Origin of the sequence: Herbaspirillum lusitanum, assembly GCF_026127345.1 — a bacterium.
GTDB lineage: Bacteria > Pseudomonadota > Gammaproteobacteria > Burkholderiales > Burkholderiaceae_D > Herbaspirillum > Herbaspirillum lusitanum.
Genome location: NZ_QXFG01000005.1, coordinates 56589 through 82317, shown reverse-complemented (window position 1 = coordinate 82317; position 25729 = coordinate 56589). Strand labels below are relative to the sequence as shown.

Annotated in this window: 32 protein-coding genes and 1 tRNA gene; 5 read left to right on the top strand and 28 right to left on the bottom strand. The window is 60.2% G+C overall.

Annotated elements, in window-relative coordinates; genetic code table 11:
* Positions 1-113: 113 nt before the first annotated feature.
* Positions 114-740 (top strand): flavin reductase family protein, encoded by a 627-nt coding sequence (locus DXT88_RS04565; protein ID WP_265211791.1) that lies wholly within the window; start codon positions 114-116, stop codon positions 738-740.
* Positions 741-851: 111 nt separating this feature from the next.
* Entirely contained in the window at positions 852-1817 is a 966-nt protein-coding gene (locus tag DXT88_RS04560) for a GlxA family transcriptional regulator (RefSeq protein ID WP_265211790.1), read from the top strand.
* Between the two features lie 14 nt (positions 1818-1831).
* Here the strand turns inward: DXT88_RS04560 and DXT88_RS04555 are convergent, their stop codons facing one another.
* The 9 genes from DXT88_RS04555 to petA all read right to left on the bottom strand — a co-directional run bounded on the left by DXT88_RS04555 (position 1832) and on the right by petA (position 8812).
* Entirely contained in the window at positions 1832-2824 is a 993-nt protein-coding gene (locus tag DXT88_RS04555; RefSeq protein ID WP_265211789.1) for an SLAC1 anion channel family protein, read from the bottom strand.
* Between the two features lie 334 nt (positions 2825-3158).
* On the bottom strand, positions 3159-4094 hold the full coding sequence (dmeF, locus tag DXT88_RS04550; protein ID WP_265211788.1) for a CDF family Co(II)/Ni(II) efflux transporter DmeF: 936 nt from the start codon (positions 4092-4094) through the stop codon (positions 3159-3161).
* Between the two features lie 11 nt (positions 4095-4105).
* Positions 4106-4381 carry a metal/formaldehyde-sensitive transcriptional repressor gene (locus tag DXT88_RS04545; protein WP_265211787.1) on the bottom strand — a complete coding sequence of 92 codons (276 nt, stop codon included), beginning with the start codon at positions 4379-4381 and terminating at the stop codon, positions 4106-4108.
* A 189-nt stretch (positions 4382-4570) separates the two neighbouring features.
* Positions 4571-4646: transfer RNA gene (locus DXT88_RS04540), tRNA-Thr, on the bottom strand.
* Between the two features lie 24 nt (positions 4647-4670).
* Complete coding sequence (locus tag DXT88_RS04535; protein ID WP_265211786.1) at positions 4671-5162, bottom strand: ClpXP protease specificity-enhancing factor; 492 nt, start codon at positions 5160-5162, stop codon at positions 4671-4673.
* Between the two features lie 140 nt (positions 5163-5302).
* The gene (locus DXT88_RS04530; protein ID WP_016834673.1) at positions 5303-5914 is read right to left on the bottom strand and encodes a glutathione S-transferase N-terminal domain-containing protein; all 612 of its coding nucleotides are present in this window, start codon (positions 5912-5914) and stop codon (positions 5303-5305) included.
* Positions 5915-6007: 93 nt separating this feature from the next.
* Positions 6008-6772 (bottom strand): cytochrome c1, encoded by a 765-nt coding sequence (locus DXT88_RS04525; protein ID WP_016834674.1) that lies wholly within the window; start codon positions 6770-6772, stop codon positions 6008-6010.
* A 22-nt stretch (positions 6773-6794) separates the two neighbouring features.
* Positions 6795-8201 carry a cytochrome b gene (locus DXT88_RS04520; RefSeq protein WP_016834675.1) on the bottom strand — a complete coding sequence of 469 codons (1407 nt, stop codon included), beginning with the start codon at positions 8199-8201 and terminating at the stop codon, positions 6795-6797.
* A 2-nt stretch (positions 8202-8203) separates the two neighbouring features.
* On the bottom strand, positions 8204-8812 hold the full coding sequence (petA, locus tag DXT88_RS04515) for a ubiquinol-cytochrome c reductase iron-sulfur subunit (RefSeq protein WP_029363538.1): 609 nt from the start codon (positions 8810-8812) through the stop codon (positions 8204-8206).
* 254 nt (positions 8813-9066) lie between these two features.
* Here petA and mscL point away from each other — a divergent pair, with 254 nt between their 5' ends.
* Positions 9067-9498: a large conductance mechanosensitive channel protein MscL gene (mscL, locus tag DXT88_RS04510; RefSeq protein ID WP_321161099.1), complete on the top strand. Its 432-nt coding sequence runs from the start codon at positions 9067-9069 to the stop codon at positions 9496-9498.
* Between the two features lie 76 nt (positions 9499-9574).
* Here the strand turns inward: mscL and DXT88_RS04505 are convergent, their stop codons facing one another.
* Positions 9575-10345, bottom strand: a complete 771-nt coding sequence (locus DXT88_RS04505) for a Nif3-like dinuclear metal center hexameric protein (protein ID WP_265211785.1) — start codon at positions 10343-10345, stop codon at positions 9575-9577.
* Positions 10346-10370: 25 nt separating this feature from the next.
* Here DXT88_RS04505 and DXT88_RS04500 point away from each other — a divergent pair, with 25 nt between their 5' ends.
* Together DXT88_RS04500 and DXT88_RS04495 are read left to right on the top strand one after the other, a co-directional pair.
* Complete coding sequence (locus DXT88_RS04500) at positions 10371-11543, top strand: Do family serine endopeptidase (RefSeq protein ID WP_029363539.1); 1173 nt, start codon at positions 10371-10373, stop codon at positions 11541-11543.
* Positions 11544-11557: 14 nt separating this feature from the next.
* Positions 11558-12244 carry a DUF2461 domain-containing protein gene (locus DXT88_RS04495; protein ID WP_016834680.1) on the top strand — a complete coding sequence of 229 codons (687 nt, stop codon included), beginning with the start codon at positions 11558-11560 and terminating at the stop codon, positions 12242-12244.
* A gap of 88 nt (positions 12245-12332) precedes the next feature.
* Here the strand turns inward: DXT88_RS04495 and tatC are convergent, their stop codons facing one another.
* The 18 genes from tatC to DXT88_RS04405 all read right to left on the bottom strand — a co-directional run bounded on the left by tatC (position 12333) and on the right by DXT88_RS04405 (position 25554).
* Entirely contained in the window at positions 12333-13106 is a 774-nt protein-coding gene (gene tatC, locus DXT88_RS04490) for a twin-arginine translocase subunit TatC (RefSeq protein WP_016834681.1), read from the bottom strand.
* A gap of 42 nt (positions 13107-13148) precedes the next feature.
* The gene (gene tatB / locus DXT88_RS04485) at positions 13149-13661 is read right to left on the bottom strand and encodes a Sec-independent protein translocase protein TatB (RefSeq protein ID WP_016834682.1); all 513 of its coding nucleotides are present in this window, start codon (positions 13659-13661) and stop codon (positions 13149-13151) included.
* A 140-nt stretch (positions 13662-13801) separates the two neighbouring features.
* Positions 13802-14023: a Sec-independent protein translocase subunit TatA gene (gene tatA / locus DXT88_RS04480; RefSeq protein WP_016834683.1), complete on the bottom strand. Its 222-nt coding sequence runs from the start codon at positions 14021-14023 to the stop codon at positions 13802-13804.
* A gap of 83 nt (positions 14024-14106) precedes the next feature.
* Positions 14107-14490 carry a histidine triad nucleotide-binding protein gene (locus DXT88_RS04475; RefSeq protein ID WP_116434260.1) on the bottom strand — a complete coding sequence of 128 codons (384 nt, stop codon included), beginning with the start codon at positions 14488-14490 and terminating at the stop codon, positions 14107-14109.
* Between the two features lie 79 nt (positions 14491-14569).
* Complete coding sequence (locus DXT88_RS04470) at positions 14570-14914, bottom strand: phosphoribosyl-ATP diphosphatase (RefSeq protein WP_016834685.1); 345 nt, start codon at positions 14912-14914, stop codon at positions 14570-14572.
* Positions 14911-15372 carry a phosphoribosyl-AMP cyclohydrolase gene (gene hisI / locus DXT88_RS04465; protein WP_016834686.1) on the bottom strand — a complete coding sequence of 154 codons (462 nt, stop codon included), beginning with the start codon at positions 15370-15372 and terminating at the stop codon, positions 14911-14913. The genes DXT88_RS04470 and hisI overlap by 4 nt, the downstream gene beginning before the upstream one ends.
* Entirely contained in the window at positions 15369-16133 is a 765-nt protein-coding gene (hisF, locus tag DXT88_RS04460; protein ID WP_016834687.1) for an imidazole glycerol phosphate synthase subunit HisF, read from the bottom strand. The genes hisI and hisF overlap by 4 nt, the downstream gene beginning before the upstream one ends.
* Positions 16130-16921: a 1-(5-phosphoribosyl)-5-[(5-phosphoribosylamino)methylideneamino]imidazole-4-carboxamide isomerase gene (gene hisA / locus DXT88_RS04455; RefSeq protein WP_016834688.1), complete on the bottom strand. Its 792-nt coding sequence runs from the start codon at positions 16919-16921 to the stop codon at positions 16130-16132. Before hisA ends, hisF begins: the two co-directional genes overlap by 4 nt.
* 107 nt (positions 16922-17028) lie before the next feature.
* Positions 17029-17667 carry an imidazole glycerol phosphate synthase subunit HisH gene (gene hisH, locus DXT88_RS04450; RefSeq protein WP_029363540.1) on the bottom strand — a complete coding sequence of 213 codons (639 nt, stop codon included), beginning with the start codon at positions 17665-17667 and terminating at the stop codon, positions 17029-17031.
* A 63-nt stretch (positions 17668-17730) separates the two neighbouring features.
* Complete coding sequence (hisB, locus tag DXT88_RS04445) at positions 17731-18327, bottom strand: imidazoleglycerol-phosphate dehydratase HisB (protein WP_016834690.1); 597 nt, start codon at positions 18325-18327, stop codon at positions 17731-17733.
* A 19-nt stretch (positions 18328-18346) separates the two neighbouring features.
* Positions 18347-19459 (bottom strand): histidinol-phosphate transaminase, encoded by a 1113-nt coding sequence (gene hisC / locus DXT88_RS04440; protein WP_265211784.1) that lies wholly within the window; start codon positions 19457-19459, stop codon positions 18347-18349.
* Positions 19440-20231, bottom strand: a complete 792-nt coding sequence (locus DXT88_RS04435) for a DNA-methyltransferase (RefSeq protein ID WP_265211782.1) — start codon at positions 20229-20231, stop codon at positions 19440-19442. Before DXT88_RS04435 ends, hisC begins: the two co-directional genes overlap by 20 nt.
* Before the next feature lie 46 nt (positions 20232-20277).
* Positions 20278-21591: a histidinol dehydrogenase gene (gene hisD, locus DXT88_RS04430; protein ID WP_016834692.1), complete on the bottom strand. Its 1314-nt coding sequence runs from the start codon at positions 21589-21591 to the stop codon at positions 20278-20280.
* A 50-nt stretch (positions 21592-21641) separates the two neighbouring features.
* Positions 21642-22295, bottom strand: coding sequence for an ATP phosphoribosyltransferase (hisG, locus tag DXT88_RS04425; RefSeq protein WP_016834693.1), 654 nt, complete (start codon positions 22293-22295; stop codon positions 21642-21644).
* A gap of 13 nt (positions 22296-22308) precedes the next feature.
* A complete protein-coding gene (murA, locus tag DXT88_RS04420; protein ID WP_265211780.1) occupies positions 22309-23565 on the bottom strand; it encodes a UDP-N-acetylglucosamine 1-carboxyvinyltransferase in 1257 nt (418 codons plus the stop codon).
* 15 nt (positions 23566-23580) lie between these two features.
* Positions 23581-23817 (bottom strand): BolA family protein, encoded by a 237-nt coding sequence (locus DXT88_RS04415; protein ID WP_029363541.1) that lies wholly within the window; start codon positions 23815-23817, stop codon positions 23581-23583.
* 64 nt (positions 23818-23881) lie between these two features.
* The gene (locus DXT88_RS04410; RefSeq protein WP_016834696.1) at positions 23882-24646 is read right to left on the bottom strand and encodes an ABC transporter permease; all 765 of its coding nucleotides are present in this window, start codon (positions 24644-24646) and stop codon (positions 23882-23884) included.
* Positions 24643-25554, bottom strand: a complete 912-nt coding sequence (locus tag DXT88_RS04405; protein WP_265211779.1) for an ABC transporter ATP-binding protein — start codon at positions 25552-25554, stop codon at positions 24643-24645. Before DXT88_RS04405 ends, DXT88_RS04410 begins: the two co-directional genes overlap by 4 nt.
* Positions 25555-25729 lie beyond the last annotated feature (175 nt).

Sequence of the window (25729 nt, the reverse complement as noted above, 5' to 3'; positions counted from 1 at the left end):
CGGAGGACGGCGACGCGGCGTGCAGGTACGCCGTCGGCGAATATTGGGCTAGAGTATACGATGCCGCGCCGCCAAACGTCCCGTGCGCCCGTCACAACAACAATGGAGTCTGCATGTACCTTGATTTTTCCCAGGTTGATCCGCGCCAGGCGTATAGCTGGCTGGCCTCGGCCGTCATCCCGCGCCCGGTGGCCTGGGTGTCTACCGTATCGGCGGCGGGCGTGAGCAATCTGGCGCCGTTCAGCTTCTTCCAGATGATCACCGGCAAGCCGCCGACGGTGATGATTTCGCCGCTGGTGCAGCGCGACGGCGGCATCAAGGACACCGTGCGCAACGCGCAGGAAACCGGCCAGCTGGTGGTCAACCTGGTCGGCTTCGACATGGCCGACGCCATGAACGAAACTTCTTTTTCGTACGACGCCGACATCAGCGAATTCGAACGCTGCGGCGTTGCTGCCGCTCCCTCGACGCTGGTGCGGCCGGCGCGCGTCGCGGCAGCGCCGGTCAGCCTCGAATGCGAACTGGTCAGCTGCACGCCCTACCCCGCCGATGCGCCGTCCTGCCACATCCTGCTGGGCCGCGTGCTGGCCGCGCATTTCGACGAGAGCATCCTCAACGACAAGCAACTGCCCGACCCGGCCAAACTCAATCTGCTGGCGCGCATGGGCGGCGACTGGTATGGCCGCACGCGCAGCGACGCCAACTTTGCATTGTCGCGTCCGCGCGGCTGGGAGAAATGAAAGAAGCAAGAGAAAAACGCTGCCGATTCCTGATAAAGTCGGACCCCGGCCGCATACGTGCGCCGAACCAACAATAAAAACCCGGCATGCAAAGCCGCAAGGAACGATGTGATGAAGAAGCTGACCCTGGTTGTCTTTGACGGCGTGCAAGCGCTGGACGTGGCCGGTCCCCTGGATGTGTTCTCGGAGGCCAACCTGTTGCTGCCGGCCAAGGATCATTACCAGATCACGCTGGTGGGCGAACGTCCCGACAGCGTCATGTGTTCCAGCGGCATGGAGTTCCGGGTGCATGTCGACTATCCGAATTTCCACGCCGACAGCGACTTGCTGCTGGTGGCGGGCGGACCTCGCGTGCCGGAATATCGGCCTGATCCGGCCTTCATGAACTGGCTCAATGAACGCGTGCGCGGCGCCGCGAAGTTCGGCGCGGTCTGCAACGGCGTCTTCCTGCTGGGACACGCCGGGTTGCTGGCCGGGCGCGAAGTGACGACGCATTGGGATCACGCCGAGCGCCTCGCCAGACAATTTCCCGAACTGAACGTCCGGCCCGACAAGATTTTCGTGCGCGACGGCAATCTGTTCACCTGCGGCGGGGTCACCGCCGGCATCGATTTATGCCTGGCGCTGGTAGCTGAAGACTGGGGCCACGAACTTGCCATCAAGGTGGCCAAGCGCCTGATCGTCTACATCCGCCGCGAGGGTGGGCAATCGCAATACAGCCCTTATCTCGCCGTCGGGCCGGATGAGGATTCGCTGGTTGCCAAGGTCCTCAAATACGTCACCGACCACATCAGCGACGCCCTCACTATCGAGGAAATCGCCGATGCGGTCGGCGTCAGCCGCCGCACCTTTTCACGCGCCTTCGCCAAGCACGCAAACGTGACGCCGTCGGTGTTCGTCGAGCAGGTCCGCATCGACTTCGCGCGCAAGCTGCTGGAGGAAACCGACGTGCCGCTGAAGACCGTGGCGTTCCGCTGCGGCTTCAGCAATGCGACGCAGATGCGCATGATTTTTTCGCGTCAGCTGAACACTACGCCGAGAACATACAGAGACGGCTTTCGCGCGAATCGCACCTGAAACTGGAACTGAAACTAAGCGCTCAGCAAGCGGCCGGCAAGCAAGGCATGCAGCGTGCGGAATGACAGCACGATGATCGAGGTCGTGAGCACGAACAGCAGCAGCGCCGCGATGAATCCCAGTCCCTTTCCTCCCACCGCACCGGCGTAGATGAACGCTGCGTTGGTCATCGCCGCCATCGGGAAGCCGATGCCCCACCATGTCGACGAGAATGGCGCCGGCTTCACCAGCAGTCGATACAGGATGATCGCAAACAGGAACAGCCCGAAGTAGAACAACAGCGCGGCGAACATGTCCACCTTCTGCGCCAGGTTGACGTAGGCGATGAAGCCCACCGCGAACGGCGCCATCAGGATCATCTTCGACGGACGCATGGCCGCGCCGAGCGGATCGTGATGAATCAGCCGCGAAAAGATCAGGATGAAGAAGACAATCGCGCTGACGCTGCCGATGGCGGCCGCCAACAGGTTCACTTCATGCGTCCAGCTCGCCGTGAAGCTGCCGCCCGTCACCACGATGTCGAGGCTGCCGACGCCGCCGATCAGCCACGCCGGCACCACGCTCGCCGGCGCGGCGTTGCCATTCAGCAGGCGCGAGATCATGAGCACGCTCAAGGCCAGTGTGATCAGGCTGCCGATGCACCAGACCACCAGTTGCGTCGCGCTGCTGTAACTGCCGATCACGCTCGAGAGCAGCATGATGCTGATGCCGACGGTGCCGAAAAAACTGCCGATGACCGGATGCGAAAATTCTGCCTTCACAATCTCCGGATGCAGGACCAGTTTACCGAGATAGGACAGCGCCAGCACGACGAACAAGGCCAACGCAACGACGCCGATAGCGTCCGACACGGCAAGGTTCACGCCGTAGGCCTTGCCGGCGAGGCGCCAGGCCAGCGCGAGGCCGGCGATGCTCATGACGGAACCGAACAGGCTGATCGGCAAGTGGCGAACAGATTGCGTGCGCGCTGCCGGGATCGCGGCGCGGCTGGTTGAGGCAGTTTCCATACAGACTCCATGTGGGATGCGGTGTGTCACCGGATGTCTGGATTCTGCATGAGCGCCGCAGGCTTGATTCGTCGCCGGCGGCGCTTGTCCCCAAAGCGTTATTGGTTGTCCCGAAAACGATCAGGGGCTGTTGCGTGATGACACGGCGTTGATGCCTTGCATCAAGCCGACGGCAGAGAGTCTCATGCCGGCATCAGTCCGGCAGCAAAAAAAGGCCGCGAGCCCGAGGCCGAAATCGTCCCAGGACCTGATGCCGCGACTCCGGCGATGCCTGTAGTACGGCTGATCGTGAATGAAGATGCTCAGCCGCTTACCTGCCATGCCCTACGCCTGTTTACTTGTGCGCTTCTATGGTGAGGTGATCGAGGTTGTCTATCGTCAGCAGCGCGGCGCGAATCTCCGGTTCCACTTCCGGCGCTGAGATGGTTAAGCTGACGATCGCAGCGCGGGCCTGTGGCCCTACCTTCCAAACATGAAGATCGGTAATTGCTGTGCCGTCGAATGCAGCCAGCTTGCGGCGGATACTGTCAGCGACACTTTCGTCAGTCGTGTCGAGCAGCATCTTTGCCGTGTCCTTCATGAGGGTATATGCCCATCGTGCGATAACAATCGCGCCGACAATACCCATTGCCGGATCGAGCCAAATCATGCCGTAGTAGCGTCCCGCCAGCAGAGCGGCGATGGCAAGAACGGAGGTCAGCGCATCGGCCAAGACATGCACGTAAGCAGACCGCAAGTTGTTGTCATGGCCGTGGTGGTGGTGGTGGTGGTGGTGGTGGTGGTCGTGCGCATGGCCGTGATCGTGGTGGCCGTGCGATCCGCCGGACAGCATGAATGCACTTACGATATTGACCAGCAGACCGATAACGGCAACAAAGATCGCCTCGTCAAAGGCGACGGTAGTCGGCGTTATAACGCGCATGACTGACTCAACTGCGATTCCTATCGACACCATGCCGAGGATGAGCGCCGATGCAAATCCGGCCAAGTCTCCGACCTTTCCCGTTCCGAAACTGTATTTTGCACTGGCGGCGTTGCGCTTCGCAAAACTGTAGGCCATCGCAGCGATAGCAAGCGCACCGGCGTGCGTCGCCATATGGAAGCCGTCGGCTAGCAGCGCCATAGAGCCTGTGATGTATCCAGCGGCAATCTCAGCAATCATCATCGCAGCTGTCAGTATGACGACCCATCGGGTGCGCCGGGCGCTTTCGTCGTGCGCCGGGCTCAAAAAGACGTGCTCGTGTGCGTAGCTTGTGTGTGTGTTGGCCATGGAATTTCTTTTCATTTGGAATAGCGGCGAATAGCTTCGAGCAATTCCTCGACGCCTTGAGCGCGCTCGGCATCAGATAGTTTTGGATCGGCGACATGCTCGCGTGCGTGCGCCTCGATGATTTCGTCGGTCAGGCCATTCATCGCACCGCGCGTAGCTGCAACCAAGTGCAATGTCTTTGCACAGTCGGCATCGGATTCGAGCGCTCGCTCAATGGCTTGCATTTGCCCCTGAATCCGACGCACTCGTTTCAGCAAACTTTCTTTGTTACTTCTCACGTGAGACATACCATACCCCCCTATAGTATGTACTTTAGCACAAGTTATTGCATGCCTTAGCGATGCAATGACGGCTATTGCGAAATACGAGCGAGGATAGGAAAAACAACGGGAGGATTTGGAATTGCGGAGCAACCATGCGCTTGCGAAGCAAAACGAAAAAGGCCCACCGAGCGGTGGGCCTTTTCTTTTGAATACTGGTGCTGGCTGCAGGACTTGAACCCGCCACCCCCTGATTACAAGTCAGGTGCTCTACCAGATGAGCTAAGCCAGCAAAAACTGAGACGGCGATTATAACCTATTTAATTCTGGTTAGTACAGGCCTTCCACCTTTTTTTGGTGGTTCCGGCTCATCGTCGGGTGCGGACTTGCTGCCTGCGTTGGCTTTGTCAGCGGTCGGGACCGATGCCAGGCCGGGCGCCTGCACGGATCCCGGCGCGGATTCAGGGGCGTCTTCGGTGTCGCCGACGGCCAGCACGGCCGGGGCTTCGAAGGCCATGCCCTGGCCGTTTTCACGAGCGTAAATCGCGATGACGTTTTCGACCGGGACCGAGATGTCGCGCGAGACGCCGCCGAAACGGGCGCTGAAATTGATGAAGTCGTTGTCCATCTTGAGGCCGCTGGTGGCTTCGAAACTGATGTTCAGGACGATCTCGCCGTTCTTGACGAATTGCATGGGGACACGCGTGCTGGCGTCCACGACAACTGCAATGTGCGGCGTATAGCCGTTGTCCGTGCACCATTCGTAAATGGCGCGCAGGAGATAGGGTTTGGTAGACACTTCTGGCATGACGTAAACCGATCCGGAAAGACGGACTGCGCTTGCTTGCGCTCAGGCGACAGTCTTAAATGCGTTCGCCGATTGTCCCTTGTGTGGATCAACCGGCGAGGCGCGATGATGCTGGATGCTGCGTGTTGCTCGGCTACAGATTAACGACGCATGACCTTTTCGGAAGGCGTCAGTGCTTCGATGTAGGCCGGACGCGAGAAGATGCGTTCGGCGTATTTCATCAGCGGCGCCGCGGTCTTCGACAGTTCGATGCCGTAGTGGTCGAGACGCCAGAGCAACGGCGCCAGGGCGACGTCGAGCATGGAGAACTCGTCGCCGAGCATGTACTTGTTCTTCAGGAACAGCGGCGCCAATGTGGTCAGGCGATCGCGGATTTCCGAGCGGGCCTTTTCGTGGGCTTTTTCTGCGCCCTTGGTCTTTTCGTTTTCCAGCGTGTGGACGTGGATGAACAATTCCTTTTCGAAATTGAACAGCATCAGGCGTGCACGCGCGCGCATCAGCGGATCAGCCGGCATCAGTTGCGGATGCGGGAAACGTTCGTCGATGTATTCGTTGATGATGTTGGATTCGTACAGCACCAGGTCGCGTTCGACCAGGATGGGCACCTGACCGTATGGGTTCATGACCGAAATATCTTCCGGCTTGTTGAACAGGTCGACGTCGCGAATTTCAAAGTCCATGCCCTTTTCGAACAGGACAAGGCGGCAACGTTGCGAGAATGGGCAGGTTGTGCCCGAGTAGAGAACCATCATTTTTGTAGTGCCTTAGAAACAAAGGGGCGAGACGCCGTACGCCTCACCCCGATACGTACACCCGCAGACTGCGCGGGCACGAAAAACTCTGCTTTACTTGACTTCTTTCCAGAAGGAAGCGTTCAGACGCCATGCCAACACGAGGAACAAGCCGAGGAACAGCAAAACCCAGACGCCGAGGCGTTTACGCGTATTTTGCGCGGGTTCGCCCATCCATTGCAAGTAGCCGACCAGATCAGCCACCGCATTGTCGTATTCGACCGCGGACAACTTGCCTGGTTTCAACTGTTCAAAACCCACAAATTTGTGAATGGTCTTGCCTTCTTCATGCGGATCTTTCTCTTCTGCAAACTTCGGCGCACGAATGCCTTGCAGTTCCCACAGGACGTGCGGCATGCCGACGTTGGGGAAAACCATGTTGTTCCAACCAGTCGGACGGGTGTCGTCCTTGTAGTAGGTGCGCAGGTAAGTGTAGATCCAGTCAGGACCGGAACCGGCGTCGGAAGCCTTGGCGCGGGCGATCACGGACAAGTCCGGAGGAACCGCGCCGAACCATGCCTTGGCGTCTTGCGGCAGCATGGTGGTCTTCATCAGGTCGCCGACTTTTTCACCGGTGAAGAGCAGGTTGTTCTTGATCTGGTCTTCGGTCAGGCCCAGGTCGCGCAGGCGGTTGTAACGCATGGCCGACGCCGAGTGGCAGTTCAGGCAGTAGTTGACGAACAGCTTGGCGCCGTTTTGCAGCGACGATACATCGGTGGTGCGATTCGGCGCCTTGTCCAGCGGGTAGCCGCCTTCGTTGGCGTAAGCCAGCGCCGGCAGCAGCACGAGAGTCGCGATCAGTCTTTTCAGCAATGTCATTTTTATCCTCTTGGCGGCTGGCTTAGTGCGGATGATAGGTAACGCGGTCGGGAACCGGCTTGAACCGGCCCAATGCGCTCCACCATGGCATCAACAGGAAGAAGCCGAAATAGATGAAGGTGCCGATCTGGGCGATCGTGGTGCCGACGGCGGTCGGCGGTTGCACGCCGAGGTAGCCGAGGGCCACGAAAGCGACGCCGAAGACCAGGTAGACATATTTGTGCCAGCTTGGACGATAGCGGATCGACTTGACTTGCGAATGATCGAGCCACGGCAGGCCGCCGAGGATCATGACGGACACGCCCATCAGGACCACGCCCCAGAACTTGGCGTCGAAGATGGCCATGCCGGCGATCACGGCCACGCCGATCACGATGGCGGCGATCTTGAAGATGCTGCTGCGCTGGGAGCGGAACACCAGCAGCGCGACGTAGGCGGCGACACCGGCCATCAGGTAGGCCATGAAGTCCGACGTGGTTGCACGCAGGATCGAGTAAAACGGCGTGAAGTACCAGACCGGCGCGATGTGCGGCGGCGTCTTCAGCGAATCGGCCGGGACGAAGTTGTTGTATTCGAGGAAGTAGCCACCCATTTCCGGCGCGAAGAACACGACGGCGGTGAACACGATCAGGAACACGGCAACGGCCATGATGTCATGCACGGAGTAGTAAGGATGGAACGGCACGCCGTCCAGCGGGATGCCGTTGGCGTCCAGCTTTTCCTTGATTTCAACGCCGTCGGGGTTGTTCGAACCGACTTCGTGCAGCGCGATGATGTGCGCCACGACCAGGCCGATCAGCACCAGCGGAATCGCGATCACGTGGAACGAGAAGAAGCGGTTCAGCGTGGCGTCGGAAACAACGTAGTCGCCGCGGATCCAGAGCGACAGGTCAGGGCCGATGAATGGAATCGCGCCGAACAGATTGACGATCACCTGTGCGCCCCAGTAGGACATCTGACCCCACGGCAGCAGGTAGCCCATGAAGGCTTCGCCCATCAGACACAGGAAGATGGCGACGCCGAACAGCCAGACCAGTTCGCGTGGTTTGCGATAGGAGCCGTACAGCAGGCCGCGCACCATGTGCAGGTAGACCACGATGAAGAACGCCGAGGCGCCGGTGGAGTGCATGTAGCGCACCAGCCAGCCCCACGGGACGTCGCGCATGATGTATTCGACCGAAGCGAACGCCAGCGTGGCGTCGGGCTTGTAATGCATCACCAGGAAAATCCCGGTCACGATCTGAATGACCAGCACCAGCAGCGCCAGCGAACCGAAGGCGTACCAGAAGTTGAAATTCTTGGGAGCGTAGTACTCGGAAAGGTGTGCTTTCCAAGTGGAAGTCAGGGGGAAGCGGGCGTCAACCCAGTTCAATGCTTTGGCGGATACCGGTGCGTCTTTGGGCAATTGTTTTTCTTGGAATGCAGCCATGATTACGCCTCGCCTTTCTCATCTTTGCCGATGACCAGCTTGGTGTCACCTTCAAACATATACCGTGGAACCTGGAGGTTGTCTGGGGACGGTTTGTTTTTGTAGACCCGGCCCGCCAGGTCGAACGTCGAACCGTGGCAGGGACACAGGAAACCGCCCTGCCAGTCGTCAGGCAGCGACGGCTGTGCGCCGGTCTGGAATTTGGAGCTGGGCGAGCAGCCGAGGTGCGGGCAGATGCCGACCACGACCAGCACGTCCTTCTTGATCGAGCGCCATTCGTTGAGCGCATATTCAGGCGTGGTCGAGAATTCCGTGCGCTTGGATTCCGGGTCGGCCACCTGGGCGTCGACCTTCTTCAGGGTCTCGAGCATTTCAGGCGTACGCTTGAGGATCCACACCGGCTTACCGCGCCACTCTACGGTGCGCATTTCGCCCGGCACGAGCGTGGAAATGTCTACTTCAACCGGTGCACCGGCGGCTTTGGCGCGCTCGGATGGTTGAAAGGTGGAAACAAACGCCCCCGCTGTAGCCAATCCAGCCACACCGCCCGCCGCACAAGTCGCGACGAGCAATCCGCGTCGACTGGAGTCGACCTGTTTTTCGTTACTCATACCAACCCCAATTAGTGAAAATACGAAAACTGCACGGAACTTCCAGCAACCCTAGATTATAACTAACCTGGGATGCCTTTTGAAGCGAATAAAATTCGGGAAACGCAATTTATGGAATTTTATTAATATTTCAAGTCTTCCACAGGGAATGTCTCGTGCTTTATATTGTGCAATAAATTGCCAGCAATTTACTTTTTAATCGAAGCACGATATAACCGACTGCATTGTTTTGCAACAATTTCTAGGAGAAAAAGATGGGCATGATGCAAGAATTCCGCACTTTCGCGCTGAAGGGAAACGTCGTCGACCTGGCCGTGGGCGTGATTATCGGCGGCGCATTCGGCAAAATTGTCGAGTCGCTGGTGCAAGACATCATCATGCCGGTGGTGGGCCGTATCTTCGGCGGACTGGATTTCGCCAACTATTATCTGCCGCTCAACGGCCAGGGAACCCAACTGACGCTGATTGAAGCGAAGAAAGCCGGTGCGGTGTTCGCCTACGGCAATTTCCTGACTATTTTGATCAATTTCCTGATTCTGGCATTCATCATCTTCCAGATGGTGCGCATGATCAACAAGGCGCGCGACCTGGCCACGCACGAAAAGGCGGCAGAACCAGCAGCACCCGTCGCACCGCCGGAAGATATCGTGCTGCTGCGTGAAATCCGCGATTCGCTGAAGAAATAAGCGCACGCTGACGCTGCTCCAATGAAAAAGCCCGCACGCTGCGGGCTTTTTCCATTCCACGCCCCGACGCCGGAAATCAGACCGGATTGTCGATATCGACGAACTGGTGCCGGATACCGAAGTGGTCCGCCACATGTGCGCCCAGCGCCTGTACACCGTAGCGCTCGGTCGCATGATGGCCGGCAGCGATGTAGGCGACGCCGGTCTCGCGCGCCAGATGCACGGTCGGTTCGGAGATTTCGCCGCTGATGTACACCGAAGCGCCGGCGGCGATGGCGTCGCCCAGGAAACCTTGTGCGGCGCCGGTGCACCAGGCGATCTTGCCGAGCGGCTGGCCGGCATCCCCTATCAACAGCGGCGCGCGACCGAGACGGCGTTCGATCAGGCGCGCCAGGTCGCCGACCGTGACGATGTTGGCGTCGGCTTCGGGCACACCGAGCCAACCCAGCTTGTCTTCGCCGAAACGATCGCTGCCGACCAGGCTCAAGTGGCGCGCCAGTTGCGCGTTGTTGCCCAGTTCCGGATGGCCGTCCAACGGCAGATGGTAAGCAAACAGGTTGACGTCGTTGGCCAGCAGCGCTTTGAGGCGCTTGTGCTTGGTGCCGGTCACGCGCGCATCCTCGCCGCGCCAAAAATAACCGTGGTGCACCAGGATGGCGTCGGCCTTGAGATCAAGCGCCGCTTCAATCAGCGCCTGGCTGGCGGTGACGCCGCTGACGACCAGGCCGATTTCCCCGCGCCCTTCCACCTGTAGCCCATTTGGGCAATAATCGCGGTATTGTGCGATATTCAGCGTTTGCGCCAGGTACTTGGCAAGCTCGTCCCTATTTGCTGTGCGCAGGGTCATCTTTCATCCTCATCTTTATTTCAATATGCGACGTTTTTGGCTGTTGTTTGCTCAAACCGTGACTGTCGGTTTGGCGGTCTGGTTCATTGTAGCTACCTTGAAGCCCGATTGGGCGAGCGGTACGCTCGGTTCCCGGGTCCGACCCGCCTCCTCCACCGTACAAATGCAGGAAGCCGCATCGGGCACGCCAACGCCAAACTCCTATCGGGACGCCGCCCGCCAGGCCATGCCTTCGGTGGTCAACATCTTCACCACGACCGAAGCGCGGCCGCAAAAAAATCCGTTCATGGATGACCCGTTCTTCAAGAAGTTCTTCGGCGATCAGTTCGAGGACCAGCAACAGGACGACAAGCAGTCCAGCCTCGGCTCAGGCGTAATCGTCAGCCCGCAGGGTTACATCCTGACCAACAATCACGTGGTCGAAGCCGCCGATGAAATCGAGGTAGCCCTGGCCGACGGCCGCAAGGCCTCCGCCAAGGTGGTCGGCACCGATCCCGAGACCGATCTCGCCGTCATCAAGGTCGACCTGCCGAACCTGCCTGCGATCACGCTGGCGCACGTCGAACAAGCCACGGTCGGCGACATCGTGCTGGCCATCGGCAATCCGTTCGGCGTCGGCCAGACCGTGACCATGGGCATCATCTCGGCGCTGGGCCGCAATCACCTCGGCATCAACACCTTCGAGAACTTCATCCAAACCGATGCAGCCATCAATCCCGGCAACTCCGGCGGCGCGCTGGTCGACACCAACGGCAACCTGCTGGGCATCAACACGGCAATCTATTCGCGTACCGGCGGCAATCTCGGGATCGGCTTTGCGATTCCCGTGTCGACCGCGAAGACCGTGATGGAAGCCATCATCAACCACGGCCAGGTGGTGCGCGGCTGGATCGGCGTCGAACCGCAGGACATCACGCCTGAGCTGGCCGAAAGCTTCGGCCTGACCAAGAAGACCGGCGCCATCATCGCCGGCGTGCTCAAGAACGGTCCTGCCGACAAGGCCGGCATGAAGCCGGGCGACATTCTCATCAGCGTGGAAAACAAAGCGGTCACCGACACCACTGAAATGCTGAATCTCATCGCCCAACTGATTCCGGGCCAGAAGGCCAGGATGACAGTGCTGCGCAAGGCGCAGGAGACCACGCTGGAAATCGTCGTCGGCAAACGCCCTCCGCTGAAACGCGAAGAACGAGAGTAAGGAAAGAACGCAACATGCATATCCGTGACCTGACGCAATTCCTCGCCGAGCTGTCGGAGAACAACAACCGCGCGTGGTTCGTGATGAACAAGCCGCGCTACGACATCCTGCGTGCGGAGTTCCTCGAACTGGTGACGCAACTGATCGCCGACATCAGCAAGTTCGACCCCATCATGGCCAGCTGCAATCCGAAAAAAGCGCTGTTCCGCATCAACCGCGACATGCGCTTCTCGCATGACAAGAGCCCATACAAGACGCACTTCTCCGCTTCGCTGACGGCGAGCGGCCTGAAGAAGCCGAGTTCGGGCGGCGGCCCGGCCTACTACTTCCACATTGACGCCGACGGCCAGTTGCTGATCGCGGGCGGCGAATACATGCCGCCGTCGGACCGCCTGCGCGCGATTCGCCAACGCGTCATCGAAGACGCCGCCGGCTTCAGCAAGGTGCTCAGGAACAAGGCCATCAAGGACAACTATGGCGGCTTGCAGGAAGAAGGCAAGCTGACCCGTCCTCCCAAGGGCTTCGACGCCGACAGCCCGCATCTCGAATACATCAAACTCAAGAACTTCATCGTCTGGAAGGAATCGAGCATCAAGAAAAAAATTCCGGCCGATATCGGCAAGGAAGTGCTGGCCGGATTCAAGGATGCGTATCCGCTGGTGAGCTGGTTGCGCCAGGTGCCACTGATCATTGCGGAGTGAAGCTGAGAAAGATCTGCTTCCGCCGCCAACAAAAAACAAAAAGGCCACTGCATGCAGTGGCCTTTTTAATGCCTGAGGTTTGCGCCGGTCAGCTGCCGACGGCGTCTTCCCGTTCTTCCGGCGCGCGTGTCGCCTTCTCGAAGATCGGCGCCACCAGCAGGCCGACTTCATACAGCAGGCACAGCGGCACGGCCAGCATCAGCTGGCTCATGATGTCCGGCGGCGTCACCACGGCGGCGATGACGAAAGCGCCAACCACCACGTAAGGACGGATCTGCTTGAGCTTGGCCAGCGGAACCAGGCCCATGCGCACCAGCACAATCACGATGATCGGTACTTCGAAGGTAATACCGAACGCCAGGAACATGGTCAGCACGAAGTCGACGTAGCTGTCGATATCCGGCGCCACCGAGACCGACTTCGGCGCGAAATTGTTGATGAACGGAAACACCACGCCGAAAACGAAGAAGTAGCAGAACGCCACGCCCATCAGAAACAGCAGCGAGGACGAAATCACCAACGGCGCCACCAGGCGCTTCTCGTGCGAATACAAACCCGGCGCGACGAAGGCCCACATCTGGTACAGCACCCACGGCAGCGCGATCATGAAGGCCATCAGCATGGTGACCTTGACCGGGATCAGGAACGGCGTGATGACGCCGGTGGCGATCATCTTGCTGCCGACCGGCAAGGCGCTGATCATCGGCGCCGCCAGCAGGTCGAAGATATGCGCGGACCACGGCATCATGCACAGGAAAATGATGAGCACCGCTGCCGACGCTTTCACCACGCGGCTGCGCAATTCGATCAGATGCGAAATGAAGGACTCTTCGCTACCTGACGTTTTCTGTTCTTCGGCCATGGAATTACTGCAGGAATGGGATGGAAAACAAGTCCATCGGGATTAGAAAAAACCGGCCGATTTGCCGGCGCCGATAGGACGATATTTGGCTACGCGCGCCGCGGCGGAAATCACGCGGGTGCGGCGACCGCTCTGGTTCTTGTACCAGGAAGGAACGCCGGAAGTGCGCGCCAGTTTCTTCTTGCGGAAATTCTTTGCCTTGATGATCAGCGCTTCCGGGCTGGCGCCGCTGCCAGACGCGGTGCTCCAGCTCGTGCTGCTGCCGGAGCTGCTGTCGTTCCAGGCGTCGTGGATGGAATTCTCGGCGTCGGCGACGCTTTTGGAGATGCTATTGTGGACATCGCCGGCGGCGTCCTGCACGTCCTTTTGCATCTTGCGCAATTCTTCCAGCTCGATCTCGCGGCTGACTTCCGTCTTTACCTCGTTGATGTAGCGTTGCGCGCGACCGAACAGCGAACCGGCCATGCGCGCCACCTTGGGCAGGCGCTCAGGACCAATCACGACCAGCGCGACAACGCCGATGAGAGCCAGCTTGGAAAGACCGATATCAATCATTGCGAGGGTAACAATCGAAAGTGAATGCCGAAAAAATCAGCGTGCGCGAGGCCGGGCTGGCGGGGCATCAGGAACAACGATAGCCCGCGCAACCTCGCCAAACCACAAGCGGCGAAGCGGTGCGGGCGTCGGCGGAAGACTCAGCTGCCGGATTTTTCTTTGTCTTTGGCTTGCACGTCGATGATGGTCTGATCCTTGGCGACAGGCTTGTCTTTGTCTTCTTCTTCGCCCTTGACGCCATCCTTGAAACCCTTGACGGCCTTGCCGAGATCGGAACCCATATTGCCCAGCTTCTTCGTGCCGAACACCACCATGACGATTACCAGAACAATCAACCAATGCCAGATACTGAACGAACCCATTTTTCTCTCCTAAGCGGACACGCGTGCCCTGTATTCAAATAAATCTTTGTTGCAATATTCCTGCCAGGCCGGATGCGTTGTCCTTATCCCTGCAGCACGGACTTGGTGCGCCACGGATGGGCGCCGCCAATGACATGCATGTGGAGATGGTACACCTCTTGGCCGCCGTCCGGGCCTGTATTGAAAAGCGTCTTGAAACCGCCGGTCTTGTTGCCGGTCGCGTCAAGCTGGTAACCGCATCCCTGTTCCTGCGCCAGCTTTGGCGCAAGCAAGGCCATTTTACCCAATAGCGCCGCATGTTTCTCGCCGCAATCGGCCAGCGTGGCGACGTGCAGTTTCGGGATGATCAGGAAATGCACCGGCGCGGCCGGGTTGATGTCGTGGAACGCCAGCACGTCGTCGTCTTCGTAAACCTTCTTCGACGGAATCTCCCCGGCGGCGATCTTGCAAAAAATACAGTTATCCAAAGCTGCTCCTCCTGGGGTGTCCCGGTCAATTGCCGTTTTACGGTCGTGAATTCTTAGGCGTTGATTCTGCTGATGATCGTTATGCGTCCGCCGGACGAGCAGCCTTCTCTTCGAGGCCGGACAAGCCTTCGCGGCGCGCCAGTTCGTTGAGCACGTCTTGCGGCTTGAGATCGAAATGCGCCAGCATGACCATCGAGTGGAACCACAGGTCGGCGCACTCGTAGAGCACTTTCGATGCATCGCCGCTGACGCGCGCATCCTTGGCGGCCATGATGGTTTCTGCGGCTTCTTCACCGATCTTTTTCAGGATGGCGTCGTCGCCCTTGGAGAACAGTTTGGCGACGTACGACGTGGCGGGGTCGCCGCCGTTGGCCAGCTTGCGCGACTCGATCACCTCGGCCAGGCGGCGCAGTGTTTCACTCATGGCGTTACCTTGGGATCTGTCTTGGTCATTGTCTTGCGCACGCGCTTCGGCTTTTCTTTTTCGGGCGCGGCTTCGTCTTTCAGCACCGGCTCGACGGTCTGCCATTCGCCGGTCTCGGCATTGCCTTCGAACTTCTGGAAGAAGCAGGAATGACGGCCGGTGTGGCAGGCGATGCCGGCCACCTGTTCAACCTTGAGCAAAACCACGTCTTCGTCGCAGTCGAGGCGGATTTCATGCACCTTCTGAAAATGGCCGGATTCCTCGCCCTTGTGCCACAGCTTCTTGCGCGAGCGGCTCCAGTACACCGCTTCGCCGGTCTGCACGGTGCGGGCCAATGCTTCGCGGTTCATCCAGGCGAACATCAGCACGTCGTTGGAGCCGACTTCCTGGGCGATCACCGGCACCAGGCCGACCTCATCCCATTTCACCTTGTTCAGCCATTTTGCACTGATGCTCATGCCAGCCTCATCGGGATGTTCTGATCCGCCATAAAACGTTTCGCTTCCTGCACGGTGTGTTGGCCATAGTGAAAAATACTCGCCGCCAGAACGGCATCGGCCTTGCCCTGCTTGATGCCGTCAGCCAGATCCTGCAGGCCGCCGACGCCGCCCGAGGCAATCACGGGAATCGCCACCGCATCCGACACCGCGCGCGTGAGCGCCAGGTCGAAGCCGCTGCGGGTGCCGTCGCGGTCCATGCTGGTCAGCAGAATTTCGCCGGCGCCGAGTTGCGCCATCTTGCGCGCCCACTCGACTGCGTCCAGCCCGGTGGCGTTGCGGCCGCCGTGCGTGAAGACTTCCCACTTGCCTTCGCCGGTACGTTTGGCATCGATCGCCACCACGATGCATTGTGAACCGTATTTGCTCGCCGCGTCTTCCACCAGTTGCGGATTGGTTACCGCAGAAGTGTTGATGCCGACCTTGTCCGCGCCCGCGTTGAGCAAGCGTCGCACGTCGTCGACCGCGCGCACGCCGCCGCCGACCGTCAGCGGAATGAAGACCTGCGACGCCACCGCTTCGATGATGTCGAGGAGCAAGCCGCGGCCGTCCGAAGAAGCGGTGATGTCGAGGAAGGTGATTTCGTCCGCGCCCTGCTCGTCGTAGCGGCGTGCGATTTCAACCGGGTCGCCGGCGTCGCGCAACTCGAGGAAATTGACGCCCTTGACGACCCGTCCGGCCGTCACGTCGAGACAAGGGATGATGCGTTTTGCGAGTGTCATGATGGTTCGCTGTCGGACCCTTCGGACGCCGTCAATTCATCGGCGCGATCCTGCGCCGAGCTCAGGTCCAGCGTGCCTTCATAGATCGAGCGGCCGCAGATGACCGCTTCGATGCCTTCGTCCTGCACGCCGCACAGGGCTTCGACGTCCTTGATGTTGTGCACGCCGCCGGAGGCGATGATCGGGATCGCGACCGCCTGCGCCAGGCGCACGGTGGCTTCGATGTTGACGCCGCCCATCATGCCGTCGCGGCCGATGTCGGTGTAGACAATGGCTTCGCAGCCGTAGCCTTCGAACTTCTTCGCCAGGTCGATCACTTCATGGCCGGACAGTTTGCTCCAGCCGTCGGTGGCGACCTTGCCGTCCTTGGCGTCGAGGCCGACGATGATCTGGCCCGGGAACGCGCTGCAGGCATCGTGCAGGAAGCCGGGATTCTTCACCGCGGCGGTGCCGATGATGATGTAGGACAGGCCGTCGTCGAGATAGCGCTCGATGGTGTCGAGGTCGCGGATGCCGCCGCCCAGTTGCACGGGGATTTCCTCGACCTCGTTCTCGACGGCGAAATCACGCACCGCCTTGAGGATGGCCTTGACGGCCGATTCGTTCTTCGGCTTGCCGGCGAAGGCGCCGTTGAGGTCGACCAGATGCAGGCGACGCGCGCCCTGCAGCAGCCAGTGCCGCGCCATTTCGGCGGGGTCCTGGGAGAATACGGTGGCTTGGTCCATATCGCCTTGCTTCAGGCGAACGCAATGACCGTCTTTCAGGTCGATGGCAGGTATCAGCAGCATGGCTACGGTAATGACGTTGAGTAAGTAAAGGGACAGATCAGCGCAAGATGTTCACGATGCGCGTGGCCTGGCGGTGAAAAAAGTACTGCGCAAAAATTAAGCAAAAATCAGGGTTTCCAGTGTACGAAATTCCGGTACAGCTGCAAACCCGCAGCGGCACTTTTTTCCGGATGGAATTGTGTTGCAAAAATATTATCGCGGGCCACGGCGCAAGCGAACGGCGCGCCGTAGACGGTCTCGCCGACGGTGTGCGCGCTCTCGCCGGGCTGCGCGTAGTAGCTGTGCACGAAATAGAAGTAAGCCTGCTCGTCGACACCCTGCCACAGCGGATGGGCGACTTTCTGATGCACGCGGTTCCAGCCCATTTGCGGCACCTTGAAACGCGAACCGTCTTCCTGGACCTGACCGTCGAGCCGGAAGCGCACCACCTTGCCGGGCAACAAGCCGAGGCCGGGCGTATCGCCTTCTTCACTCCAGTCGAACAACATCTGCTCGCCGACGCACACGCCGAACAGGGGCTTGCTGCGCGCGGCGGCAATCACCGCGTCCTGCACGCCGGACTCGCGCAGGCTGCGCATGCAGTCCGGCATGGCGCCCTGGCCCGGCAGCACCACGCGGTCGGCCGCTTCGATGTCGGCGACTTCACCGGAGATGCGCACGTCGGCTTCGGGCGCGACATGACGCAGGGCTTGCGCGACCGAGCGCAGGTTGCCCATTCCGTAATCCACTACAACAATTTTATTCATATCGAAAAATGCAAACGCATGGAAAGTGTCAATGGCGGAACGGACTGTCCCGCCCGGCTCACATTACAGGCTGCCTTTGGTGGAAGGAATCGTTCCCGCCGAACGCGGATCGAGTTCGATCGCCATGCGCAGGGCGCGGCCAAAAGCCTTGAATACGGTTTCGCACTGATGGTGCGCGTTGATGCCGCGCAGATTGTCCACATGCAGCGTGACTTGCGCATGATTGACAAAACCATGGAAGAACTCGCTGGTCAGGTCGACGTCGAAGCCGCCGATCATCGAACGGGTAAAGGGGATGTGATATTCCAGGCCGGGACGGCCGGAGAAGTCGATCACCACGCGCGACAGCGCCTCGTCCAGCGGCACGTAGGCGTGGCCGTAACGGCGGATGCCCTTCTTGTCGCCGATGGCCTTGGCGAAAGCCTGGCCGAGCGTGATGCCGACGTCTTCCACGGTGTGATGCGCGTCAATGTGCAGGTCGCCCTTGGCCTCAATGTCGAGGTCGATCAAACCGTGACGCGCGATCTGGTCCAGCATGTGATCGAGGAAAGGCACGCCGGTGTCCAGCTTTTGCCGGCCGGTGCCATCCAGGTTGATCGCGACGCGGATTTGCGTCTCGTTGGTGTTGCGGACGACTTCTGCAGTTCGTGGAGTTGACATGATCAGGGTAAAACAGACATTACAAAAATGACAAAGGTGATTCCTGGACGCGCTCTTGAAGCGTTTCTTTCAAGGCGATCAGGAACAGGGAATTCTCTTCGGGCGTACTGACATTGACTCTCAGGCAATTTTGCAGCGATGGATGCATTTTACCGGCATTTTTGACTAATACCTTACGTTGCAGCAGCCCGGCGAATACTTTATCCGCATTTGCCAGCCGGATCAGCAGGAAATTGGCGGCGGAGGGGAACACTTCAACACCGCCGAGCCCCGCCAGCGTCGCCGCCAGATCGGTGCGCGCATTGCGCAATGCCGCCGCCTGACGGTCCAGTTCGGCGGTGTGATCAAGTACGAACTCGGCCGCTGCCTGCGTCAGCACATTGATGTTATAGGGCGGCCGCACCTTGTCGAATTCCTGCAACAAAGCTGCGCCGGCAGCCATATAGCCGAGCCGGATGCCGGCCAGGCCGAGCTTGGAGACGGTGCGCATCACCACCAGATTATTGAATTCCGGCAAGCGCGGCATGAAGCTCTCCTGCGCGAACGGCTGGTAGGCCTCATCGACCACCACGATGCCGTCGTTACCCACCGCGCGGATCACCGCTTCGATGTCGGCGGCGTCATACAAGGTGCCGGTCGGATTGTTCGGATAAGCCAGATAGGTAATCGCCGGCCGGTGCGCGGCGATCGCCGCCAGCATGGCGTCGCGGTCGAGCGTGAAGTCAGTCTTGAGCGGCACGCCGATGTACTCCAGCCCGGCGAATTTCGCCGACACGGCGTACATCACGAAGCCCGGCTCGGGCGCCAGGACCTTGGCGCCGGCTTGAGCGCATGCCACCGAGAGAATGGAAATCAGCTCATCCGAACCATTGCCCAGCAGCACGTCGAAACCTGTCGGCACGCCCATGTGGCGGCACAGCTTTTCCTTGAGCAGCGTGTAGGACGGCACCGGATACCGGTTCAGCGCCACTGCGGACAGTCGTTGCCCGAGCTCGTCGCGCAAGGCCTGCGGCAGCGTGTACGGGTTTTCCATGGCGTCGAGTTTGACGAAGCCGGCGGCGTCCGGCACCGGATAGGCGGACAGCGCGCGCACGTCGGCGCGGATGATGCGTTCAACCAGGGACTTGCTCATCGGAGGTCTGTGTCGAAATAGGGTCAAGGTCGGCCACGCGCTGATCGATCAGCGCGCAATAGGCCGGGTTCAGTTCAAAGCCGACAAACTGGCGGCCGCAGCGTCTTGCCGCCACCGCCGTGGTGCCGCTGCCCATGAAGGGATCCAGCACCACGCCGCCGGGCGGACACGACGCCTTGATCATGCGCTCGACGATTTCGAGCGGCTTCTGGGTCGGATGGTCGGCGCGCTCCTTGTGCTCGCGATGCAGGCGCGACACGCTCCAGACGTCTTTCGGGTTGTAGCCCATCTCCAGCCATTTGGCGCCAACGAAAATGGAGCGCGAGCGCGCCTTCTTGGTCTGGGCATCGTAAGGAATGCGGATGGCGTCGAGGTCAAAGTAATAATCTTTTGCGCGCGCGAAGAAACCGATCGTGTCATGCACCGAGGAATACTTGCGCGTGCTGCCGCCCATGGACGGCACGCGACGGTCCCAGACGATTTCATTGAGCATGGTCATGCGCCGCTTGAGCATGACGAAAATTTCCGGCGAGTAACGCCAGGTCAGGAAAATGTAAAGGCTGCCGTTCGGCTTGAGCTTGGGAAGCGCGACATCGATCCACTGCTCGGTCCAGGCCAGGTAAGCGTCGTTGTCGAGCTTGTCGGAGTCGTTGCCGTAGTCCTTGCCGAGACCGTAAGGGGGATCGGCGATCAGCAGGTCGATCTCGCCATCGGGAATGCGCGCCAGGCCGTCCAGCGCATCTTCGCAAAAAACGCGGTCGCGCCAGATCATCGCCGACCTGGCAGGGCGGGCTGGATTGGCTGGACGCGCAGTGTCGTCATTTGAAGCGCAACTCGGCGGAGCGGGCATGCGCCTGCAAGCCTTCGCCATAAGCCAGTTCGGCGGCGACCTTGCCCAATGCCTGGGCGCCGGCTTCGCTGACCTGGATGATGCTGGAACGCTTCTGGAAATCGTAGACACCCAGCGGCGACGAGAAACGCGCGGTGCGCGAGGTCGGCAACACGTGGTTGGGACCGGCGCAGTAATCGCCCAGCGCTTCGGATGAAAAACGGCCGAGGAACATGGCGCCGGCGTGGCGGATCTTGTCAGCCCATTGCTGCGGCTGCTCGGTGGAGATTTCAAGATGCTCGGCGGCGATCGCGTTGGCGATCTCGCAGGCTTCGTCCATGTCGCGCACTTTGACCAGCGCGCCGCGATCGGTCAGCGAAGTGCGGATCACGTCCTTGCGCGGCATGGCGTCGAGTTGCTTGTTGATGCTGGCTTCAACTTTGGCGATGTAATCGGCATCCGGGCACAGCAGGATCGATTGCGCCAGTTCGTCGTGCTCGGCCTGCGAGAACAAGTCCATGGCGATCCAGTCGGGATCGGTGCTGCCGTCGCAGATCACGAGGATCTCGGACGGACCGGCGATCATGTCGATGCCGACCGTGCCGAACACGCGGCGCTTGGCGGCGGCGACGTAGGCGTTGCCAGGACCGACGATCTTGTCGACCTGCGGAATCGTGCCGGTGCCGTAGGCCAGCGCACCGACGGCTTGGGCGCCGCCGATGGTGAACACGCGGTCGACGCCGGCAATCGCCGCAGCAGCCAGCACCAGTTCGTTCTTCACGCCGTCCGGGGTCGGCACCACCATGATGACTTCCTGCACGCCGGCCACCTTGGCCGGGATGGCGTTCATCAGCACGGACGACGGATAGGCGGCCTTGCCGCCCGGCACATAGATACCGACGCGATCCAGCGGCGTGACCTTCTGGCCCAGCACGGTGCCGTCGGCTTCGGTATAGAGGAAACCGTCGGAACCGCATTCCTTCTTCTGGCGCTCATGGTAGGCGCGCACGCGGTCGGCGGCGGTCTGCAAGGCGGCGCGGCGCGCGGCGGGCAAACCGTCCAATGCTTTTTTCAACTCGTCCTGGCCGATTTCCAGTGCGGACACGGCGGTAGCGGACAGGCGATCGAAGCGGTTGGTGTATTCCAGCACGGCGGCATCGCCGCGCGCCTTGACGTCGGCCAGGATGCCGGCGGCGGCGCGATCGATGGCCTCGTCTTCGCCGGCTTCAAAGGCCAGCACGGACGACAGCGTTTGCCTGAAGCCGGCGTCGGTGGAATCGAGTTTTCGGATTGCTATGCCCATGATGTCGCCTTCGTTGCTTTCAGTGCTGTCGTGTTCTGCGTATGCGTCTGTTATGCGTTTGCCTGCGACGCTTTTTCAAATGCTTCCAGGATCGGTTGCAGACGTTCGCGCTTCAGTTTCAGCGCGGCCTGGTTCACGACCAGACGCGAGGAAATTTCCATGATGTGTTCGACTTCAACCAGCTTGTTGGCGCGCAGCGTGCCGCCGGTGCTGACGAGGTCGACGATGGCGTCGGACAGGCCGACCAGCGGGCCCAGCTCCATCGAGCCGTACAGCTTGATCAGGTCGACGTGCACGCCCTTGGACGCAAAATGTTCACGCGCGGTCTTGACGTACTTGGTGACCACGCGCAGGCGCGCACCCTGGCGCACCGCGCTGGCGTAGTCGAAACCGTCCTGCACCGCCACCGACAGGCGGCACCTGGCGATGTTCAGGTCGATCGGCTGGTACAGGCCTTCGCCGCCATGCTCGAGCAACACGTCCTTGCCGGCCACGCCGAAATCGGCGGCGCCGTATTGCACGTAGGTCGGTACATCGGAAGCGCGCACGATGATCACGCGCACGGCCGGATCGTTGGTCGGCAGGATCAGCTTGCGCGAGGTCTCGGGATCCTCGGTGACTTCGATGCCGGCGGCCTTGAGCAGCGGCAGTGTTTCTTCGAAGATGCGGCCCTTGGACAGAGCGAGAGTGAGTTGCTGAGTCATTTTTTGCTATCGATTATTTAACGCGTTCGATCTGTGCGCCGATCGACGACAGTTTGTTTTCCATGCGATCGTAGCCGCGATCAAGGTGATAGATGCGCTCAATCAGCGTCTCGCCTTGCGCGGCCAGGCCGGCAATCACCAGCGAGGCCGATGCGCGCAGATCGGTCGCCATCACCGGCGCGCCGATGAATTTTTCCACGCCCTTGACGATCGCCGTGTTGCCTTCGACGTCGATAGCGGCGCCCAGACGATTCATTTCCTGCACGTGCATGAAGCGGTTTTCAAAGATCGTTTCAGTGACGTGGCTGGTGCCTTCAGCGATGCAGTTCAGCGCCATGAATTGCGCCTGCATGTCGGTCGGGAAGCCTGGGTATTCGGTGGTGCGGAAGCTGACTGCTTTCGGACGGCGCGCCATCTGCACGCGGATCCAGTCCTCGCCGGTAGTCAGGATGGCGCCGGCTTCGCGCAGCTTGTCGAGCGCGGCGTCGAGCAGGTTGCTGCGGGTGTTCTTGAGCGTGACGTCGCCGCCCACGGCCGCCACCGCGCACAGGAAAGTGCCGGTTTCGATGCGGTCGGCGATCACGGTATGCGAAGCGCCGTGCAGCTTGTCGACGCCCTGGATCACCAGGCGGTCGGTGCCGATGCCGTCGATCTTGGCGCCCATCGCGACCAGCAGGTGCGCCAGGTCGCTGACTTCAGGTTCGCGCGCGGCGTTTTCCAGTACGGTTTCGCCTTCGGCCAGCACCGCCGCCATCAGCAGGTTTTCGGTGCCGGTGACGGTGATCATGTCGGTCACGATGCGGGTGCCCTTGAGGCGCTTGGCCTTGGCGTAGATGTAGCCGGCGTCGATGGTGATTTCCGCGCCCATCGCCTGCAAACCCTTGATGTGCTGATCGACCGGACGCGAACCGATGGCGCAGCCGCCCGGCAGCGAGACCTTGGCTTCACCGAAGCGCGCCAGCAGCGGACCAAGCACCAGGATCGAGGCGCGCATGGTCTTCACCAGTTCATACGGCGCTTCCAGCCTGGTGATGTCGCCGCCGTTGAGCGTGACCGTGTTGCCGTCCTGTTCCTGCTCGATACGCAAACCCATCTGGCGCATCAGCTTGAGCATGGTGCTGACGTCCTGCAGGTTGGGGATATTCGACAGGTGCAGGTTGTCGGCAGTCAGCAGGCCTGCGCACAGAATTGGCAGCGCTGCATTCTTGGCGCCGGAGATGACGACGTCGCCGGAAAGGCGGTTGCCGCCGCGGATTAAGAGCTTGTCCATAGGGAAACCTGGGCCTTATTTCTGGAATTCTTCGGGAGTGAGGGTCTTCATCGACAGAGCGTGAATTTCCTCGCGCATGCGATCGCCGAGCGCTGCGTAGACCAGTTGATGGCGCTGGATCAGGCGTTTGCCGGCGAAGGAGTCGGACACGATGACGGCGGTAAAGTGCTGGCCGTCGCCCTCGACTTCGAGGTGCGAGCAGGCCAGGCCGGCAGCAATGTAATTTTTAACGAGTTCAGGTGTGGGTAGCATGAGGCGGCTCTTCACTAGGTAATCAAGGTAAATGGCAAACGTCGGACGTTGCCATCAATATGCGTCAATGTGCGCCCGCGCGCAGTTTGTAGCCGCTCTTCAACATCCGTACGGCCAGCGTCGACAGCGCAATGAAGAACACCGAGACAATCGCCAGGCTGATAAAGGGATTGATGTCGGACTGCCCGAAAAAGCCGTAGCGGAAACCGTCAATCATATAAAAGAACGGGTTGAAATGCGAGACCGTTTGCCAGAATGGCGGCAGCGAGTGGATCGAATAGAACACGCCGGCCAGGAAGGTCAGCGGCACGATCAGGAAATTCTGGAACGCCGCCAACTGGTCGAACTTCTCCGCCCAGATGCCGGCGACCAATCCCATGGTGCCGAGGATGGCCGCGCCCAGCAAAGCGAAGATCACGATCCACCACGGCGCCACGAAGCTCAGGTGCCCGAACCACGCCGTCACCACGAATACGCCGGCGCCGACGATCAGGCCGCGCACGACCGCCGCCAGCACGTAGCCGCCGAACATCTCCCAGTGCGACAGCGGCGTCAACAGCACGAACACCAGGTTGCCGGTGATCTTGGACTGGATCAGCGAGGACGAGCTGTTGGCGAAGGCATTCTGCAGCACGCTCATCATCACCAGGCCGGGCACCAGGAAACCGGTGTATTGCACGCCCGGATACACCTGCACGCGGTCTTGCAGCACGTGGCCGAAGATCAGCAGGTACAGCATGGCCGTCATGATCGGCGCCGTCACGGTTTGCGTGGCGACCTTCCAGAAACGCAGCACTTCCTTGTAAAACAGGGTTTGAAAACCGGTCATTTAACGCCTCCCATGATCTGGATGAAGACATCTTCCAGATCGGCCTGTTGCAACTGCATGTCGTCGATCACCGCACCGCCTTCGCGCAGCGCCGACAGGATCGGCTCGACATCGTTGTAGTCGTTGACGCGCAGCGTGTATTTCAGGCCGGACAACAATTCTTCGGGATGCGTCACCAGCGGACGCAGGCTGTCGGGCAAGCTGCCCGACTTCAAACGCAACACCAGTTGCGAACCGGAAATGCGCTTGATCAGCGCATCCGTCGAATCGAGCGCCACCACCTTGCCGAACTTCAGCATGGCGATGCGATTGCACAGCGCCTGGGCTTCTTCCAGATAATGCGTGGTCAGCACGATGGTGTGACCTTCGCGATTGAGGCGGCCGATGAATTTCCACAAGGTCTGGCGCAACTCGACGTCGACGCCTGCGGTCGGCTCGTCGAGCACGATCACCGGCGGCTTGTGCACCAGCGCCTGGGCCACCAGCACGCGCCGCTTCATGCCGCCGGACAGCGCGCGCATGTTGGTGTCGGCCTTGTTGGTCAGGTCCAGGTTGTCCATCACCTCGTCGATCCAGCGGTCATTGTTCTTCAGGCCGAAATAACCGGACTGCATGCGCAGCGTTTCACGCACGGTGAAGAACGGGTCGAACACCAGCTCCTGCGGCACTACGCCGAGCTTGGTGCGCGCCGCGCGGTAATCGGTGACGACGTCGTGGCCATGAATGGTGACCGAACCGGAGTCGGCGCGATTGAGGCCGGCCACGATGGAAATCAGCGTGGTTTTGCCGGCGCCATTGGGGCCGAGCAAGCCGAAAAATTCACCCTCTTCTATCGAGAGCGAAACACCGCCCAGCGCCTGTAGCGACTGATAGCGTTTTTCGACATTATTGATCTGTAGAGCTGCCATTATTTGGTCCGCATTCGGGACGCGTCAGAGTAAGCAAAAGGGAACGAATCAGGCTGCCGGCCTTTTGCATCAAGGCAACAAGCGATGCAGCGAAACGTTGGATTATAGGGGATTTCCGCTCTTGCAGCCGGAATGGGGGGAAGCGGCTGCCGGCATTGCCGGCGGCCTTCAGGAG

Coding starts and splice junctions, on each gene's coding strand:
- DXT88_RS04565 (WP_265211791.1), top strand. CDS start 114: ATGTACCTTGATTTTTCCCAGGTTGATCCGCGCCAGGCGTATAGCTGG.
- DXT88_RS04560 (WP_265211790.1), top strand. CDS start 852: ATGAAGAAGCTGACCCTGGTTGTCTTTGACGGCGTGCAAGCGCTGGAC.
- DXT88_RS04555 (WP_265211789.1), bottom strand. CDS start 2,824: ATGGAAACTGCCTCAACCAGCCGCGCCGCGATCCCGGCAGCGCGCACG.
- dmeF (WP_265211788.1), bottom strand. CDS start 4,094: ATGGCCAACACACACACAAGCTACGCACACGAGCACGTCTTTTTGAGC.
- DXT88_RS04545 (WP_265211787.1), bottom strand. CDS start 4,381: ATGTCTCACGTGAGAAGTAACAAAGAAAGTTTGCTGAAACGAGTGCGT.
- DXT88_RS04535 (WP_265211786.1), bottom strand. CDS start 5,162: ATGCCAGAAGTGTCTACCAAACCCTATCTCCTGCGCGCCATTTACGAA.
- DXT88_RS04530 (WP_016834673.1), bottom strand. CDS start 5,914: ATGATGGTTCTCTACTCGGGCACAACCTGCCCATTCTCGCAACGTTGC.
- DXT88_RS04525 (WP_016834674.1), bottom strand. CDS start 6,772: ATGACATTGCTGAAAAGACTGATCGCGACTCTCGTGCTGCTGCCGGCG.
- DXT88_RS04520 (WP_016834675.1), bottom strand. CDS start 8,201: ATGGCTGCATTCCAAGAAAAACAATTGCCCAAAGACGCACCGGTATCC.
- petA (WP_029363538.1), bottom strand. CDS start 8,812: ATGAGTAACGAAAAACAGGTCGACTCCAGTCGACGCGGATTGCTCGTC.
- mscL (WP_321161099.1), top strand. CDS start 9,067: ATGGGCATGATGCAAGAATTCCGCACTTTCGCGCTGAAGGGAAACGTC.
- DXT88_RS04505 (WP_265211785.1), bottom strand. CDS start 10,345: ATGACCCTGCGCACAGCAAATAGGGACGAGCTTGCCAAGTACCTGGCG.
- DXT88_RS04500 (WP_029363539.1), top strand. CDS start 10,371: ATGCGACGTTTTTGGCTGTTGTTTGCTCAAACCGTGACTGTCGGTTTG.
- DXT88_RS04495 (WP_016834680.1), top strand. CDS start 11,558: ATGCATATCCGTGACCTGACGCAATTCCTCGCCGAGCTGTCGGAGAAC.
- tatC (WP_016834681.1), bottom strand. CDS start 13,106: ATGGCCGAAGAACAGAAAACGTCAGGTAGCGAAGAGTCCTTCATTTCG.
- tatB (WP_016834682.1), bottom strand. CDS start 13,661: ATGATTGATATCGGTCTTTCCAAGCTGGCTCTCATCGGCGTTGTCGCG.
- tatA (WP_016834683.1), bottom strand. CDS start 14,023: ATGGGTTCGTTCAGTATCTGGCATTGGTTGATTGTTCTGGTAATCGTC.
- DXT88_RS04470 (WP_016834685.1), bottom strand. CDS start 14,914: ATGAGTGAAACACTGCGCCGCCTGGCCGAGGTGATCGAGTCGCGCAAG.
- hisI (WP_016834686.1), bottom strand. CDS start 15,372: ATGAGCATCAGTGCAAAATGGCTGAACAAGGTGAAATGGGATGAGGTC.
- hisF (WP_016834687.1), bottom strand. CDS start 16,133: ATGACACTCGCAAAACGCATCATCCCTTGTCTCGACGTGACGGCCGGA.
- hisA (WP_016834688.1), bottom strand. CDS start 16,921: ATGCTGCTGATACCTGCCATCGACCTGAAAGACGGTCATTGCGTTCGC.
- hisH (WP_029363540.1), bottom strand. CDS start 17,667: ATGAATAAAATTGTTGTAGTGGATTACGGAATGGGCAACCTGCGCTCG.
- hisB (WP_016834690.1), bottom strand. CDS start 18,327: ATGTCAACTCCACGAACTGCAGAAGTCGTCCGCAACACCAACGAGACG.
- hisC (WP_265211784.1), bottom strand. CDS start 19,459: ATGAGCAAGTCCCTGGTTGAACGCATCATCCGCGCCGACGTGCGCGCG.
- DXT88_RS04435 (WP_265211782.1), bottom strand. CDS start 20,231: ATGATCTGGCGCGACCGCGTTTTTTGCGAAGATGCGCTGGACGGCCTG.
- hisD (WP_016834692.1), bottom strand. CDS start 21,591: ATGGGCATAGCAATCCGAAAACTCGATTCCACCGACGCCGGCTTCAGG.
- hisG (WP_016834693.1), bottom strand. CDS start 22,295: ATGACTCAGCAACTCACTCTCGCTCTGTCCAAGGGCCGCATCTTCGAA.
- murA (WP_265211780.1), bottom strand. CDS start 23,565: ATGGACAAGCTCTTAATCCGCGGCGGCAACCGCCTTTCCGGCGACGTC.
- DXT88_RS04415 (WP_029363541.1), bottom strand. CDS start 23,817: ATGCTACCCACACCTGAACTCGTTAAAAATTACATTGCTGCCGGCCTG.
- DXT88_RS04410 (WP_016834696.1), bottom strand. CDS start 24,646: ATGACCGGTTTTCAAACCCTGTTTTACAAGGAAGTGCTGCGTTTCTGG.
- DXT88_RS04405 (WP_265211779.1), bottom strand. CDS start 25,554: ATGGCAGCTCTACAGATCAATAATGTCGAAAAACGCTATCAGTCGCTA.